The sequence below is a fragment of the Paenirhizobium selenitireducens ATCC BAA-1503 genome (assembly GCF_000518785.1).
In the GTDB taxonomy this organism is placed as follows: Bacteria; Pseudomonadota; Alphaproteobacteria; order Rhizobiales; family Rhizobiaceae; genus Allorhizobium; species Allorhizobium selenitireducens.
Genome location: NZ_JAEG01000012.1, coordinates 80,257 through 96,076, shown reverse-complemented (window position 1 = coordinate 96,076; position 15,820 = coordinate 80,257). Strand labels below are relative to the sequence as shown.

The following is a 15,820-nucleotide window of genomic DNA, read 5'->3' as shown; positions in this document are numbered from 1 at the left end:
CGGCATCTGCCGATGCGCCCTGTCGCATTGCAAATGCGCCTCCCACATTAGCGCAGCAGGCTCTGGCCTCCTGGGTTACGAAATGACGCTTGGGAGCAGCGCCTTGCGCCAAACTACCGCAGAGTGTCAAAGGTTCCCTCAGCCACGGACACAGGCGGTATTCCTTGCGCCTTCAGGGAACAAATTCCGCACCGCAGCATTGAGCATGCGCAATTCCTCCCGATCAAGGATCTACCAATGGATGCTCGCAGCATGCAGTTCGCAGTCGAAGCCGGTGAATGGCAGGTGCTCGGCGCGCGTTTCGATGGAGAAGGCACGAATTTCGCGCTGTTTTCCGCCCATGCGGAGAGGGTCGAACTCTGCCTGTATGATGAGAGCGGCAGGACGGAGATCGCCCGGATCGAATTGCCGGAATACACCAATGAAGTCTGGCACGGCTACCTGCCGGGAGTGAAGCCGGGCATGCTCTACGGCTACCGCGTGCACGGCCCCCATGACCCGGCAAACGGCCACCGCTTCAATCCCAATAAGCTCTTGCTCGATCCGTATGCGCGCGAGATCGTCGGCGATATCGCCTGGACGAAGGCGCATTTCGGCTATGACATCGATAGCGACGAGAAGGACCTGTCGTTCAGCGCGCTCGACAACGGCGCGGACATGCCGAAATGCCGTATCATCGATCCGCGGATCAGCCGTGAATACAATGGCTCCCCGATCATCCCATGGGCGGACACGATCGTTTACGAGACCCATGTGAAGGGTTTCACCAAGCTCAACCCGGCGATCCCGGAAAACCTGCGCGGCACGTTCGAGGGCCTCGGCCATGCGGCGGCCGTCGACTATGTGAAAAGCCTCGGCATCACCTCGATCGAGCTTATGCCGATCCACGCCTTTCCCGACGACAGTCACCTGCTCGACAAGGGCCTTCGCAACTATTGGGGCTATAACACCATCGGCTTCTTCTCGCCCGCGTCGCGCTATTATGGGCCGAAGGGACTGGACGGGTTTCGCGACATGGTTCGCGCCTTCCATGACGGCGGCATCGAGGTGATCCTCGACGTCGTCTACAACCACACGGCCGAGGGTAACGAACTGGGGCCGACGCTTTCCTTCAAGGGCATCGACAATTTTTCCTACTACCGCACCATGCCCAACAATCATCGCTATTACATCAACGACACGGGCACCGGAAACACGGTGAACACCTCCCATCCCCGCGTTCTGCAAATGGTAATGGACAGCCTGCGCTACTGGGCGGAGGACATGCATGTCGACGGTTTCCGCTTCGATCTCGGAACCATTCTCGGCCGCGAGCCGGAAGGCTTCGACCAGCGGGGCGGGTTCTTTGATGCCGTGGCGCAGGATCCGGTTCTGTCGAAGATCAAGCTGATTGGCGAGCCCTGGGACATCGGCCCCGGCGGATACCAGGTCGGCGGCTTTCCCCCGGGGTGGGCCGAGTGGAACGACAAGTATCGCGACTCGACTCGCGACTACTGGCTGGACAAGGATAACTGCGCGCCTGACTTCGCGGCCCGACTGCTGGGCTCAGGCGACATCTACGACCTCAGGGGCCGCCGCCCCTGGGCCAGCGTCAACTTCATCACCGCCCATGACGGCTTCACCCTCAATGATCTCGTCTCCTATGACGGCAAGCACAACGAGGCGAACGGCGAGGACAACAACGACGGCCACAATGACAACCGGAGCCACAACTACGGCGCCGAAGGCCCGACGGACGACTCCGGCATCAACGCCCTTCGCGATCGGCAAAAGCGCAACTTCCTCGCCACGCTGTTCTTCTCGCACGGGACGCCGATGCTGCTCGCCGGGGACGAATTCGGGCGCTCGCAAATGGGCAACAACAACGGCTATTGCCAGGACAACGAGATCAGCTGGCTGCATTGGGAAAACCTGCCGCAAAGCTGCGAGGTGCTGCGCGAATTCACCGCAAAGCTCATCGCCCTTCGCAAAGAGCAACCGCTGCTGCGCCGCGCCAGCTGGCGGGACGGTACGACCATCGAATGGTATAATGTCAAGGGCGGCGCCCAGCGGCCGGAACACTGGCTCGACCGCAACCCCCTGGCATTGAGACTGCAACGCGACGATCTGGAAGGGATCGAGGGTGCCTGGCCGGAAATCCTGATCCTGTTCAATCCCGTCGATGAGGAGATGCGCTTCACCATGCCGAAGAGCGGCGGGGGCGCCAGCGACTGGCATCTGGAACTCGACACCAACGACCCCGTTCGAAAGGGCGATCACGTTGCGTCAGGAGACACCATGTCGCTCGTGCCCCGCTCCCTCGTCCTGTTCCGCCGCGCCTGACGCGGCAGTGCGTACCCGGAGCGGAGGAGAGCCGGATCAGTTTTGCGAGGCGTCGGTGATGACCTCGAAGTCGTAAAGCTCGCCCGCCAGCTTCAGGCGGCGGGCCGAGATGAGGATCGGCACGGTCTCGCCCTTGGCGTTGCGGATTTCCGCGCGCTCGCCCGAATAACCGCCCTCCTGGTCGAGCATGGCCAGCCGTCGCTCGCGCGCTTCATTGCCGATGGCCAGGCCCGAGGAAACCATTTCATGGCCGCGAATTTCCTCCCAGGTCCTTCCGACCAATTCCAGATAGGCCTTGTTGACCCGCACATAGCGGGAACTGTTCTGGCCGATCGTCGAAATCGAGAAAGCCACGGGCGACAGGTCGAACAGCGTCTGGATGAGCGCATCCGACGCGCCTTCGGTTTCTCCCGGATCGCCGATGAGGCGGTCCAGATCCTCCAGCTCATGGGCCATCGGCATTTCGATGTCGACGGGCATGGAGGCTTCGTCGCGAACGACCGCCACCAGGCGCCACAGATCAACCTCAAGGAACAACGGCTTGGTCGCATCCGTCACATCGTCCAGGTTGGCGGGCACGGACTGCGCCGCTTTTGCCAGCCGCACGGACTCGGCTTGCGACCGCGCAGCCGCGGCGAGGCCCTGATAGGCATTCACCGTCATCTGCCTGACCAGCTCATAGGCTTCATCCAGCAGAACGCGGCGGCAGACATCCACCGTCTCATCGACCAGCACCATTTCATCGCTCGTCGGCAACCGTTCGAGAATGCGCCAGACGCGCGCCTCGTCCGGGCTTTCCCACGTCATGGGAGTTCCGTGCGGGGCAAACCGGATCAGCGCCAGCACCGTCTCGGTGGAGAACGCGTTGGTATCGGTCGGACAGTCGGCCCCGTCTCCCCCCGCCTCGACCGCCGTCAGGCGTGCGGGGCTGCCATTGTCGTCGAAGAAGAGCGAAACCTCGCGAATCTTGTCCGGAAATTCCAACCACGGATGTTCCCGCCTGAATCCGGCAAGGGCTTTCTTGTCCAATACGGCAACGGCGTACATGTCTGCTTCTCCTTGCCTGCAGGCGGATCAGAACCCGAATATATGTCACGATCCAATACGTGCCGGCAGCGCGACAGGATCCTTTGCGCGCCGACACTGGAGGTCGCGTGGACCGGGCGGCCATCCCTTGGGACAGTCGTAGATCACGCGCATCTAAAATTCTAACAAACCGTGAATCGTTTGCTCACTGCTAACCGCGGAGCAGTTGACGAACAATTAAATTTCTTGGTCGATTGATAAACCGCAAGAATCTAAGGATTTTCACAGAGAATCACTGCAAAACCCGTCAAATCCGGGTTTAGCGGGCGCTTCCCTCCCCACAAGACGGACCGTGCCGCGCTGGCATCACCTGGGAAAAGCCGCAAATACCAAAAAAAGTAAGGCGGCCCGGAGGCCGCCTTTTTCATTCCGTAACCTCATCCAGCCTCAGAAGAAGGCCTGGATGCCGGTCTGGGCACGCCCAAGGATCAGCGCATGAACGTCGTGCGTGCCCTCATAGGTGTTGACGGTCTCCAGATTCTGCGCGTGGCGCATGACATGATACTCGATCTGGATGCCGTTGCCGCCGTGCATGTCGCGGGCCTGGCGGGCGATGTCGAGCGCCTTGCCGCAGTTATTGCGCTTGATCAGCGAGATCATCTCCGGGGCGAACTGGTGCTCATCCATCAGGCGGCCGACGCGCAGCGAGGCAAACAGGCCGAGCGTGATTTCCGTCTGCATGTCGGCGAGCTTCTTCTGGTAGAGCTGCATGCCGGCAAGCGGTTTGCCGAACTGCTTGCGGTCGAGGCCATACTGGCGGGCACGGTGCCAGCAATCCTCGGCCGCGCCCATGACACCCCAGGAAATGCCGTAGCGGGCGCGGTTGAGGCAACCGAACGGACCTTTCAGGCCGGAGACATTTGGCAGGATCGCATCTTCACCCACTTCGACGCCGTCCATGACGATTTCGCCGGTGACCGAGGCGCGCAGCGACAGCTTACCGCCGATCTTCGGTGCCGAGAGACCCTTCATTCCCTTTTCGAGGACGAAGCCGCGGATTTCGCCGCCATGGGCTTCCGACTTCGCCCAGACGACAAAGACGTCGGCGATCGGCGCATTGGAGATCCACATCTTGGAGCCGCGCAGGCGATAGCCGCCCTCGATCTTCTCCGCACGGGTCTTCATGCCGCCCGGATCGGAGCCGGCATCCGGCTCGGTCAGGCCGAAGCAGCCGATCAGTTCGCCCGAGACGAGACCCGGCAGGTACTTGTCCTTCTGCTCTTCCGAGCCGTAGGCATAGATCGGGTAGATGACCAGCGAGGACTGCACGCTCATCATCGAACGATAGCCGGAATCGACGCGCTCGACTTCGCGGGCCACGAGGCCGTAGGAGACATAGCTCGCATCCGCCGCGCCGTACTTTTCCGGCAGGGTGACACCCAAAAGACCGGCCTGGCCCATCAGCTTGAACAGTTCCGGCGCAACGGTCTCGCCAAGATAGGCTTCGTTGATGCGCGGCATAAGCTCGCTCTGGGCAAAGGCCTCGGCAGAGGCCTGGATCATGCGCTCGTCTTCGGAGAGCGCCTCCGCCATCAGGAATGGATCACTCCAGGAAAACGGCCGCATTTCGCTCATAGGTCTGATATCCTCTTTAAACTGGTGCATAGATTGATGAAACGGGACGCGAACGCAAGACATGTTTACTCATGCGGCTATCAGGTCTATTCATAGCCGATGCTGACCCATCAACGCCGTTTCCTGCCTTCGACCAGTGCGCTCGCCGCCTTCGATTCCGTCGCCAAGCTCGGCAGTTTTTCCGCCGCCGCCAACGAACTGAACCTCACCCAGGGCGCGATCAGCCGGCAGATATCCCTCCTCGAAGACCAGCTCGGGGTCAAGCTGTTCGACCGCAACAACCGCGGTGTGGAGCTGACACCGATCGGCAGGGACTATGCCAAGGGGATCGGCGATGCGCTGGCAACCATCCGCACCCTGTCGCTGGAGGCGATGGCGAAAGCGGAAGACACGCATCTGCGCCTTGCCATCCTGCCGACCTTCGGCACGCGCTGGCTGATGCCGCGCATTCCGGACTTCCTGCAGAAGCACCCATCAGTCATCATCGACTTCGCCACCCGCATCGGCCAGTTCGACTTTGAAACCTCCGGCCTTGATGCTGCGATCCACATCGGCGAACCCAACTGGCCCGGCACTGATTGCCAGTTTCTCATGCAGGAAATGGTGGTGCCGGTCTGCAGCCCCGCCTTTCTCCGCGACCACCCCGTGGCACGGCCGGAAGACATGCTGTCCATGCCGCTGTTCGACATGGCCTCGCGCCCGCGGGCCTGGGAGCATTGGTTCGCAAGTCTCGGCATAGCCAACGGCCGCGGCGGCGGCATGCGGTTCGAACAATTCTCCAACGTGGTCCAGGCCTGCCTTGCTGGCCTCGGCATCGCGCTGGTGCCGACCTTCCTGATAGAGCCGGAGCTGGCGAGCGGGCAGTTGGTGCGCGCCTGGAACCACGAGGTGAAGAGCGCCAGCGCCTATTATCTTGTCCGCCCACTGTCGAAGATGGCCTATCAGCCCGCCACCGCCTTTTCCAACTGGCTGCTGGGGCAGGTGCGGGAATTCAACGCTTCGAACGACGGCACCCCCGGCTGACCTGTAAAGGCAAAACAGCTCGCGGTGAACATTCGACTTGTCAAAGTCATCCGATGATTTAATCTATTTGGCATGAAACCTGTTCAGAAGACCAGCCTCGCCGACACGGCGACCGAAGCCATTCGCGCCGAGATTATCTCCGGACGTTTCGCTGTCGGTTCGCGCCTGCCGAATGAAGCGACCCTGTCCGCCACGCTCGGCATCAGCCGCGGAACCGTCCGCGAGGCCGTCCGGGTCCTTGCCTCTCAGGGGCTGCTCGAAGTGCTGCAGGGGTCCGGCACCTATGTGCGTTCCGCCGCCGACAGCCGGCGCACGCTGGACGCCGCCCGCCACGCGAGCCTTCGCGACCGCTTCGAGGCCCGCTGCGCGCTCGACGTCGAGGCCGCCCGGCTTGCCGCCCGGCGTGCGGGCCCGGCGACGATCGCGCAGCTGCGCGCCCTGCTCGCCCAGCGCGGAAGTTCCGATGCCGGCGACCGGGAGAGTTTCATCGCCCGCGACCTCGCCTTCCACAAGGCGGTGATCGCCGCATCAGCAAACCGCGCCCTGATCGAACTTTTCGATTTCTTCTCCGCCTCGATCGCGGAAACGATCCAGGCGACGACGGCCGGCGATCTGCCCGAGCCCGACATGGCCGCCCATGTGGCGATCGTCGATGCCATTGAAACCGGCGACCCGGACAAGGCCGATGCGGCAGTGCGCCGTTTCATGGCCCCGGTCTTCGCCTTCCTGGACGAAAGACTTGAAGCGTGACCATCACCGGACGGACCAAGCCGCTGGACCTTGGCGACGAACTGCTGATTGACGCCGAGGACATGCCGCCGGAGGCACCCGCCGCCGCGACAATGAGCCCGCTCGCACGCCTGCTGCTCGGCGTCAGCCTGGTGCTGATCGCCTTCAACCTTCGGCCGCTGTTTTCCAGCGCCTCGGCGCTGCTGCCGGAAATCCGCACCGAACTCGGGCTGTCGGCGGCCGGCGCGAGCCTGCTTACGACGGTACCCGTCGCGTGCCTCGGGCTATTCTCGCCCCTCGCACCCCGTCTGGCCGCACGTCTCGGCGCCGAGCGCACCCTGCTGGCGGCCGTCGCCCTTCTCGCCCTCGGCACCGCCTTGCGCGCCTTCCACTCCCTGCCCCTGCTCTTCCTCGGCACCGCACTTGCCGGCGCCTGCATCGCCGTCGGCAATGTCCTGCTGCCCGGACTGGTCAAGCGCGACTTTCCCGACAAGGCCGCGCTGATGACCGGCTTCTACACCATGGCGCTCTGTGCCGGTGCAGCGGGCGCCGCCGGCCTGACGCTGCCGATCGAGACCGCGCTTGGCGGTTCGCTCGGCGCTGCCCTGGCGATCTGGGCGATCCCCGCCGCCGTCGTCGGACTGATCTGGCTGCCCCAGGCCCTCGGCAGCCGGGCGAAACCGGCCAAGACCAGCTTCCGCGTCGAAGGTCTCTGGCGCGACCGGCTGGCCTGGCAGGTGACCCTGTTCATGGGTCTGCAATCGGCGCTTGCCTATTGCGTCTTCGGCTGGCTGGTGCCGATCCTTCGCGATCGGGGCATTGACGGCGTCACCGCTGGCGCGATCGTTTCGCTGTCGGTCATGGTCCAGGCCGCCTCCTGCATCGTCTCGCCGCAGATCGCCGTGCGCGGCAAGGACCAGCGCGTGGTTCACGTCGCATTGGCCGCCATCGCCGTCACCGGCCTGCTCGGCCTTCTGTTTGCGCCGCTCTGGACCGTCTGGCCCTTTGCCATTTTGCAGGGCATCGGCCAGGGCGGGCTGGTTGCCGTGGCGCTCACCGCCGTCGTGCTGCGCTCGCCCGACCAGCATGTCGCCGCCCACCTCTCGGGCATGGCGCAGTTCGTCGGCTACACGCTGGCCGCCATCGCACCGCTCCTCGTCGGCCTGATCCGCGACTGGACTGGCAGTTTTGCCGCCACATCCATCGTCTTCGTCGCCTTCGGCCTGGGCGCCGCGATCAACGGCTGGGGTGCGGGGCGCGCCCTGCATGTCGATGTCCGGACCATCCAGAATCCAGCCTGACGCAGACCTGTGTCGGCGCTCACAGCGCGACATCCGCGCCGATTGACAAGCGCCTGTTATGGACGAAGAGTACTCTCCGCGAAAATGCTCAAGCGTGGGGAGGGACATCATGTCCAGGCGCAGGTCCAACGGTTTCACCGCACTCTTGTTTGGTCTTCTGGCGCTTGCGCCACCCGCGCTTTCCGCCGGCGGACGCAGTATCGTGACCACCCGCGACGGCGACTATTTTGGGTTCGACCTGAGAACCGAGCAGAACGTTTCGCTCGCCCAGTGCCAGTCGAGCTGCATCGCCGACCAGGAATGCCGGGCCTTCACCTACAATCCCAAGGTGAAATGGTGCTTCCTGAAATCCGACTTCAACCAGCTGAACACCTTTGCCGGTGCCGTCGCCGGACGCATCGTCGAGCAGGGCGCTGAGCCGGATATCGGCGCGCCGCAGCGCCCGGATTTCGTCTCCGAACAGCTGATGGAAGATGCCCGCCAGCAGCGCGCCGACCTGGCGCTTGGCGAAGACCAGCAGGGTTTCGGCCATAACGCCCTGCTCGAGCAGGGTCGGCAGGCGCTGTACACCAGCAATTTCGAAGGTGCCCTTCACGCCTTCAAGGGTGCGCTCGCCTTGACCCCCGAAGATCCGGCCCTGTGGATCGAGGTGGCCCGCGCCGCCAATTCCGTCACGGGCAATAGCGAAATGACCGGCCAGGGCGTGCTTGCCGCCCTGAACGGCTTTCTCCTGACCCGTTCCACCCAGGCTCGTGCGGATGCGCTCGCAGTGCTCGCCAAGGGGCTGGAGAACTCGGAGAACTTTCGCGGCGCGCTCAGCGCCTACAAGGCCAGCCTCGAACTGGTGACGGCCAAGACCGTGCAGGCCGCCTATAACGACCTGCGCGCCCGCAAGGGCTTCCGCGTCGTCAGCCACACGGTCGATGCCGACAGCCTGACGCCGCGCGCCTGCGTCGAATTCTCCGATCCGCTGGTCAAGCGCGGCGTCGACTATACCCCCTTCGTCACCCTCGACGGTTCGGCTCCGAAGGCGGTCGACGCCAAGGACAACCAGATCTGCGTCGAAGGCCTGACTCACGGCCAGCGCTACAAGCTGGCGCTCCGTGCCGGCCTGCCCTCCTCCGTTGAGGAGAACCTCGAAGCCCAGGTCGATCTCGAAGTCTATGTGAAGGATCGCTCGGCCGCCGTGCGCTTCACCGGCGACAATTTCGTTCTGCCTTCGACCGCCCGGCGCGGCATCCCGATCGTCTCCGTCAACACGGAGAGCGCCAAGCTGGAACTTTATCGGATCGGCGACCGCAATGTGGCCCCGCTGCTGGCCGCCTCGCAGTTCCTCACCCAGCTCGACGGCTACGGCGCCGACCGCATCGAAAGCGAAAGCGGCGAGCTGATCTGGCAGGGCACGATCGACATTGCCAGCGAGCTCAACAAGGACGTGATCACCAGCTTCCCGGTCGACGAGGCGCTGCCCAAGCGCCGCGCCGGCATCTATGTGATGACCGCCGCCGTCGCCACCGCCAATAGCGAGGACTGGGACACCCGGGCCACCCAATGGTTCGTTGTCTCCGACATCGGGCTCTCGACCTTTGCCGGCACTGACGGCCTGCATGTCTTCGCCCGCTCGCTGGCAAGTGCGGCACCGCTTGCCGATGTCGATCTTCAGCTGATCGCCAAGAACAACGAAATCCTCGCCACCGCCCGCACCGACGCGGACGGCCGCGCCCGCTTCGACGCAGGCCTGATGCGCGCCGGGGCAGCGCTTGCCCCCGCCGTGATCGTGGCCCGCAAGGGCGAGGACGACAACGTCTTCCTCGACATGACCCGCGCCGGCTTCGACCTCTCCGACCGTGGCGTCACCGGTCGGCCTGCGCCCGGCGCCATCGACGTGCTCGCCTGGACCGAGCGAGGCATCTACCGCCCCGGCGAAACCGTCCATGCGGCGGCGCTGTCGCGCGACACCGAGGCCGATGCGATCGAGAGCCTGCCGCTCACCTTCATCTTCAACCGTCCCGACGGGGTGGAATTCCGCCGCATGGTGGTAACCAGCGATGCGCTCGGCGGTTATTCCGCCGATCTTCCGCTACTGGCCGACGCCATGCGCGGCACATGGACGATCAACATCCACACCGATCCGAAGAAGGAACCGATCGCCCAGAAGGGCTTCCTGGTCGACGATTTCGTGCCGGACCGGCTGGAATTCGACATCACCAGCGACACCACGAGCGTCGAGCCGGGCGTCCCCGTTCCGGTTTCCGTCGACGGCCGCTACCTCTATGGCGCTCCGGCTGCCGGCCTGATGCTCGAGGGTGAGGTCAACATCCGCCCGACCCGCACGAGCCCGGCCTTCGAACGTTATGTCTTCGGTCTTGCCGACGAGGAGCAGAGCGAAGATACCCGCATCCCGCTCGAGGCGCTCGAACCGCTCGACGAGGACGGCAAGACAAGCTTCGACGTGGACATCAGCGAACTGCCGTCGACCACGCAGATGCTGGAAGCCGAGATCGTGCTGCGCATGGTCGAAGGCGGCGGCCGGGCCGTCGAGCGCAAGCTCACCCTGCCGGTTCGTCCCGAAGGAGCGATGATCGGCGTGAAGCCGGAATTCACCGGCGACCTCGCCGAGAACTCCATCGGCCGCTTCCATGTCATCGCCGTCGGCCCCGACGGGGAAAAGCAGGCGCTTGCCGGCGCCAGGTGGAAGCTCGTCAGCCTGGAGCGGAACTACCAGTGGTATCGCGAGGGCTCGTCCTGGCGCTATGAACCGATCGTCACCACCAAGCAGGTGGCCGACGGCACCGTGGACGTCGAAAGCGACGGCGCGGAAATCGCCGTGCCCGTCACCTGGGGCCGCTATCGCCTCGAAATCGAACAGGCAAGCAGCGACGGTGCTGCGACCAGCGTCGAATTCGACGCCGGCTGGTTCGTCGAGGCAAGCTCGACCGAAACGCCCGACGCGCTGGAAATCGGTCTCGACAAGGAGAACTATAAGGTCGGCGACACGGCCAAGCTGAAGGTTTCCCCGCGCTTTGCCGGCGAACTGCTGCTGACCGTCGGCACCGACACGCTGGTGACCGCTCAGACCGCCAGCATTCCGGCCGGCGGCGGCGAGGTTGAGATCCCGATCACGGCCGATTTCGGCCCCGGTGCCTATGTCACCGCCACCCTGTTCCGTCCCGGCGAGGCGCAAGAAAGCCGCATGCCGATGCGCGCGATCGGCGTGACCTGGCTGACGGTCGATCCGGGCGCCGACAAGCTGGCGATCAAGCTATCGCCCCCGGAAAAGACGCTGCCGCGCCAGGCCCTGCAGATCCCGATCGAGGTGGCCGGAGCCGGCATCGGCGAGGAAGCCTATGTCATGGTTGCCGCCGTCGACGTCGGCATCCTCAACCTGACGCGCTACGAAGCGCCCGATCCGGAGACCTGGTATTTCGGCCAGCGTCGCCTGGGCATCGAGATGCGCGACCTCTATGGCCGCCTGATCGACGGCTCGCTCGGTGCGACCGGCAAGTTGCGCACCGGCGGTGACGGCGCCGAAATGCCGCTTCAGGGCAATCCGCCGAAGGAAAAGCTCGTTGCCTTCTTCTCCGGTCCGGTGAAGCTGGATGCGCAAGGCAAGGCGACCGTCAGCTTCGACATTCCGCAGTTCAACGGCACGGCCCGCATCATGGCGGTCGCCTGGTCGAAGACCGGCCTCGGCCATGCCCAGACCGACGTGATCATCCGCGATCCGATCGTGGTCACGGCAAGCCTGCCGCGCTTCCTTGCCCCCGGCGACGTCAGTGCTCTGAGGCTCGACATCGTCGCCACCGACGCTCCGGCCGGCGACTACACGCTGGCGGTCACGCCGAGCGATCCGGTCTCGGTCGAGGCAGACGATGCCACGCAGACGATCAGCCTCGAAGCCGGCGGCAAGACGACGGTCACCCTGCCGCTGACCGGCGTGCAGCCTGGCCAGGGCACGATCGACATCGCGCTTTCCGGTGGCGACGGGATTTCGCTCGACCAGCAGCTCATCGTCCCGGTCAGGCCGTCCTCGCTGCCGGTCACCGAACGCCGGATCATCAATCTGGCCGCCGGCCGCAGCCTCACCGTCGACGGCGACCTTCTGGCCGACAGCCTGTTGCAGGACGCCTCCGTCAGCCTGAACGTCTCGCGCGCCGAGGGCTTCGACATCCCGGCGCTGATGATGAGCCTCGACCGCTACCCCTATGGCTGCGCCGAGCAGACCACCAGCCGTGCGCTTCCGCTCGTCTATTTCGATGAGCTGCAGTCCGGCTCCGGCCTGCCCGCCGACGCCGAGATCAAGAAGCGTGTCCAGGATGCGGTCTACCGCGTGCTGTCTTACCAGTCGTCCAGCGGCAGTTTCGGCCTCTGGGCACCGGGTTATGAAGACCTCTGGCTCGACGCCTATGTCAGCGATTTCCTGACCCGGGCGCGCGAACAGAAGTTCGACGTGCCGGACGAAGCCATGGTGCAGGCGCTGGAAAACCTGCAGAACCGCATCGGCTACGACACCAACATCAAGGATCGCGGCAACGAGATCGCCTATTCGCTCTACGTGCTCGCCCGCAACCGCAAGGCCGCGATCAGCGACCTGCGCTATTATGCCGACACGATGCTCGGCGACTTCCCGACGCCGCTGTCCAAGGCGCATCTGGCGGCCGCCCTCGCCCTTTACGGCGATGCCGAACGCTCGCGCGCCGTCTTCCTTGATGCCGCCGGCATGTCGGAAGAAGCCCGCATCCACAAGGTCAGCCTGAACCGCTCGGACTACGGCTCGTCCTTGCGCGACGCCGCCGCCGTCCTGGCGCTCGCCGCCGAGAGCCGGCCCGTGCCGCCGATCGTGCCCATGCTGGCCAAGGTGGTGAGCGCGGAACTGCGCGAGAAGCGTTATCTCAGCACCCAGGAACAGACGTGGGCGCTGCTTGCCGCCCGCGCGCTGGACCAGGGCGACGAGGGCATCAACGTGGAGGTCAACGGCGCCGATCATAGCGGCGGCTACCGCGCCAGCATTACCGGCGACGCGCTGCTCGAACATCCGGTCACGCTGACCAACAAGAGCAGCGATCCGCTGACGGCGTCGGTCACCACGGTCGCCGCACCGAGCGTGCCGCTGCCGGCAACCGAGGAAGGCTTCACCATCGCCCGCAGCTACTACACGCTGGACGGCGAGGAGGCCAATGTCAGCGAAGCCAGCCAGAACGAGCGCTACGTCGTCGTGCTCGAAGTCACCGAAACCGACGAATGGCCGGCCGAACTGCTGATCACCGACCTTCTGCCGGCCGGCTTCGAGATCGACAATCCGAGCCTCGTCGATAGCGCCAAGCTCGCCAATTTCGACTGGATCGGCGAGACCGAAACCGCCCATCTCGAATTCCGCAACGACCGCTTCATCGCGGCCATCACACGGAACGCGGGGGAAAACGGCGCGATCACGCTCGCCTATGTGGTCCGCGCGGTGACGCCGGGCGTCTATGACCACCCCGCTGCCCATGTCGAGGACATGTATCGCCCGCAGTTCTTCGCCCGCACGGCGACAGGACGCATGGAGGTCTTGGCAGCGGAATAATGAGGCTGTTTCGAACCATCGGCATCGGCACGCTCGCCGCCTCCTTGGCGGTGGGCGTGCTGGTCGCCGGCCTTGTCTGGGCCGACCGGGCGTTCCCTCCGCCGCTGGAAGGGGCCGCAAGCGTCTCGACGGAAGTGGCCGATCGTGACGGACGGCTGTTGCGCGCCTTTGCCACGCGGGACGGGCTTTGGCGCCTGCGGACGCGCGCAGCCGATGTCGATCCACAATTCCTCAAGATGCTGATAGCCTATGAGGACCGGCGCTTCGATGAACATGTCGGGGTCGATCCCGTGGCACTTGGCCGGGCTGCGCTTCAGCTCGTCGCCAATGGCCGCATCATCTCAGGCGGCTCGACCATCAGCATGCAGGTGGCACGCCTGATCGAGCCACGGCGCGAACGGTCGATCACCGCCAAGCTCATCCAGATCGCACGGGCAATCCAGATCGAGCGGCGCCTCGGCAAGGCGGAAATCCTCGATCTCTATCTGACGCTCGCGCCCTATGGGGGCAATCTCGAGGGCGTGCGGGCCGCAAGCCTTGCCTATTTCGGCAAGGAGCCGCGCCGGCTTTCGGTGGCGGAGGCGGCCCTGCTCGTCGCCTTGCCGCAGCTGCCGGAACGCCGCCGACCGGATCGCCATCCGGCCACGGCCGAAGCCGCCCGTCACCGGGTTCTCGAGCGCATGCAGACGGCCGGTGTGCTCGACGCGAGCGAGATCGCCCGCGCCGACACAAGTGCCGTTCCCACCCGGCGCGCGCAGCTGCCGGCACTGGCCGCACATTTGGCGGAAGCCGCCCGCAAGAAGGATCCGACGGCGGAGCGCCATGAAACGACGCTGAATGCCGACATCCAGCAGAGACTGGAAACCGTCGCGCTGCACGCCTCGGCCAAGCTCGACCCCAAGGTTTCGCTCGCCCTGATGATGGCCGATGCGGAGACCGGCGAAATCCTCGCCGAAGTCGGCGCCGCCGACTATTTCGACGCCTCCCGATCCGGCTGGATCGACATGACGCGCCAGAGCCGCTCGCCGGGCTCGACGCTGAAACCCTTCATCTATGGCCTAGCCTTCGAAGAGGGCCTCGTCGCCCAGGAGACCATCGTCGAGGATCGCCCCGCCGACTTCTTCGGCTACCGCCCGAAGAATTTCGACATGACCTACCAGGGCGATGTCTCGATCCGACAGGCGCTGCAATTGTCGCTCAACGTGCCGGCGGTTCGCCTTCTCGATGCGCTCGGCCCGACCAAGCTCATGGCCCGCCTGCGCCGCGCCGAGGTGACACCGCGCCTGCCGACCGCCGAAGCGCCGGGCCTTGCGATTGCGCTCGGCGGGGCCGGCCTGTCGCTGAAGGATCTGGTCCAGCTCTATGCAGGGCTGGTGAACCGCGAGAAGCCGGTCAGGCTCGGTGACGGCATTCGCGATCTGCCCGGAGCGATCGACAGCCCGCCGCTGTTCGAACCCGTCGCCGTTTGGAATGTCGCCGATGTGCTCTCCGCCGTCCTGCCGCCGCTCGGCAGTCCGAAAAGCGGCATCGCCTACAAGACCGGCACGAGCTACGGCTACCGCGACGCCTGGTCCGTCGGCTACGACGGGCGTTACGTGATCGGCGTATGGATCGGCCGGCCCGACAACGCCGCCATTCCTGGCATTTCCGGCTATGCCACCGCCGCGCCCGTGTTGTTCGAGGCCTTCGCCAAGTCGGGCATTGCCGGCACGCCGCTTCCCCCGGCACCGCGCGGCGCTGCCCGCATCGCCCAGGCCGAACTGCCCGTCAGCCAGCGGCGGTTCTCCATGCAGGCGAACGGCCTCATCTCCGCCTCTGCGCGGGAAAAGCCGCCGCAGATTGTCTATCCGCCGGAAGGCGCCCAGGTGGAACTCGGCACCGCGCCGGACGGCTCAGCCCTGCCGCTGATCCTCAAGCTGCAGGCCGGGCGCGCGCCGTTCCGCTGGCTCGCCAATGGCAAGCCACTCGCCGAACCGACGAGGCGGCGCACCAGCGACTGGATGCCGGAAGGCTCCGGTTATTCGACGCTGACCGTGATCGACGCCGCCGGCCGCGCGGCAAGCGTCGGCATTTTCATACGCTCGCCCTGACAAGGCGCTGATCCACCACCGCATAGGATGCGTATCCCCAACGGAACACGCTTGGAAACCGGCCGGGAGATCAGACAGATGACGACAGCAAAGGCGATCACGGTGTTTGCAGCGCTTGCTTCCGCGCT

Annotated in this window: 8 protein-coding genes; 6 read left to right on the top strand and 2 right to left on the bottom strand. The window is 64.9% G+C overall.

Annotation, left to right across the window (positions count from 1 at the left end; genetic code table 11):
* The first annotated feature begins 237 nt into the window (after window positions 1-237).
* Window positions 238-2,322, top strand: coding sequence for a glycogen debranching protein GlgX (glgX, locus tag L867_RS0117060; protein WP_028738003.1), 2,085 nt, complete (start codon window positions 238-240; stop codon window positions 2,320-2,322).
* A 36-nt stretch (window positions 2,323-2,358) separates the two neighbouring features.
* Here the strand turns inward: glgX and L867_RS0117055 are convergent, their stop codons facing one another.
* Window positions 2,359-3,369, bottom strand: coding sequence for a PAS domain-containing protein (locus L867_RS0117055; RefSeq protein ID WP_028738002.1), 1,011 nt, complete (start codon window positions 3,367-3,369; stop codon window positions 2,359-2,361).
* 426 nt (window positions 3,370-3,795) lie between these two features.
* Window positions 3,796-4,983 (bottom strand): acyl-CoA dehydrogenase, encoded by a 1,188-nt coding sequence (locus tag L867_RS0117050; RefSeq protein WP_028738001.1) that lies wholly within the window; start codon window positions 4,981-4,983, stop codon window positions 3,796-3,798.
* Between the two features lie 99 nt (window positions 4,984-5,082).
* Here L867_RS0117050 and L867_RS0117045 point away from each other — a divergent pair, with 99 nt between their 5' ends.
* The 5 genes from L867_RS0117045 to pbpC all read left to right on the top strand — a co-directional run bounded on the left by L867_RS0117045 (window position 5,083) and on the right by pbpC (window position 15,692).
* Window positions 5,083-6,006 carry a LysR family transcriptional regulator gene (locus tag L867_RS0117045; protein ID WP_028738000.1) on the top strand — a complete coding sequence of 308 codons (924 nt, stop codon included), beginning with the start codon at window positions 5,083-5,085 and terminating at the stop codon, window positions 6,004-6,006.
* A gap of 72 nt (window positions 6,007-6,078) precedes the next feature.
* A complete protein-coding gene (locus L867_RS0117040) occupies window positions 6,079-6,756 on the top strand; it encodes a FadR/GntR family transcriptional regulator (RefSeq protein ID WP_028737999.1) in 678 nt (225 codons plus the stop codon).
* Between the two features lie 62 nt (window positions 6,757-6,818).
* Complete coding sequence (locus L867_RS0117035) at window positions 6,819-8,036, top strand: CynX/NimT family MFS transporter (RefSeq protein ID WP_084638601.1); 1,218 nt, start codon at window positions 6,819-6,821, stop codon at window positions 8,034-8,036.
* A gap of 109 nt (window positions 8,037-8,145) precedes the next feature.
* On the top strand, window positions 8,146-13,602 hold the full coding sequence (locus L867_RS0117030; RefSeq protein ID WP_028737997.1) for an alpha-2-macroglobulin family protein: 5,457 nt from the start codon (window positions 8,146-8,148) through the stop codon (window positions 13,600-13,602).
* Complete coding sequence (pbpC, locus tag L867_RS0117025; protein WP_028737996.1) at window positions 13,602-15,692, top strand: penicillin-binding protein 1C; 2,091 nt, start codon at window positions 13,602-13,604, stop codon at window positions 15,690-15,692. Before L867_RS0117030 ends, pbpC begins: the two co-directional genes overlap by 1 nt.
* Window positions 15,693-15,820 lie beyond the last annotated feature (128 nt).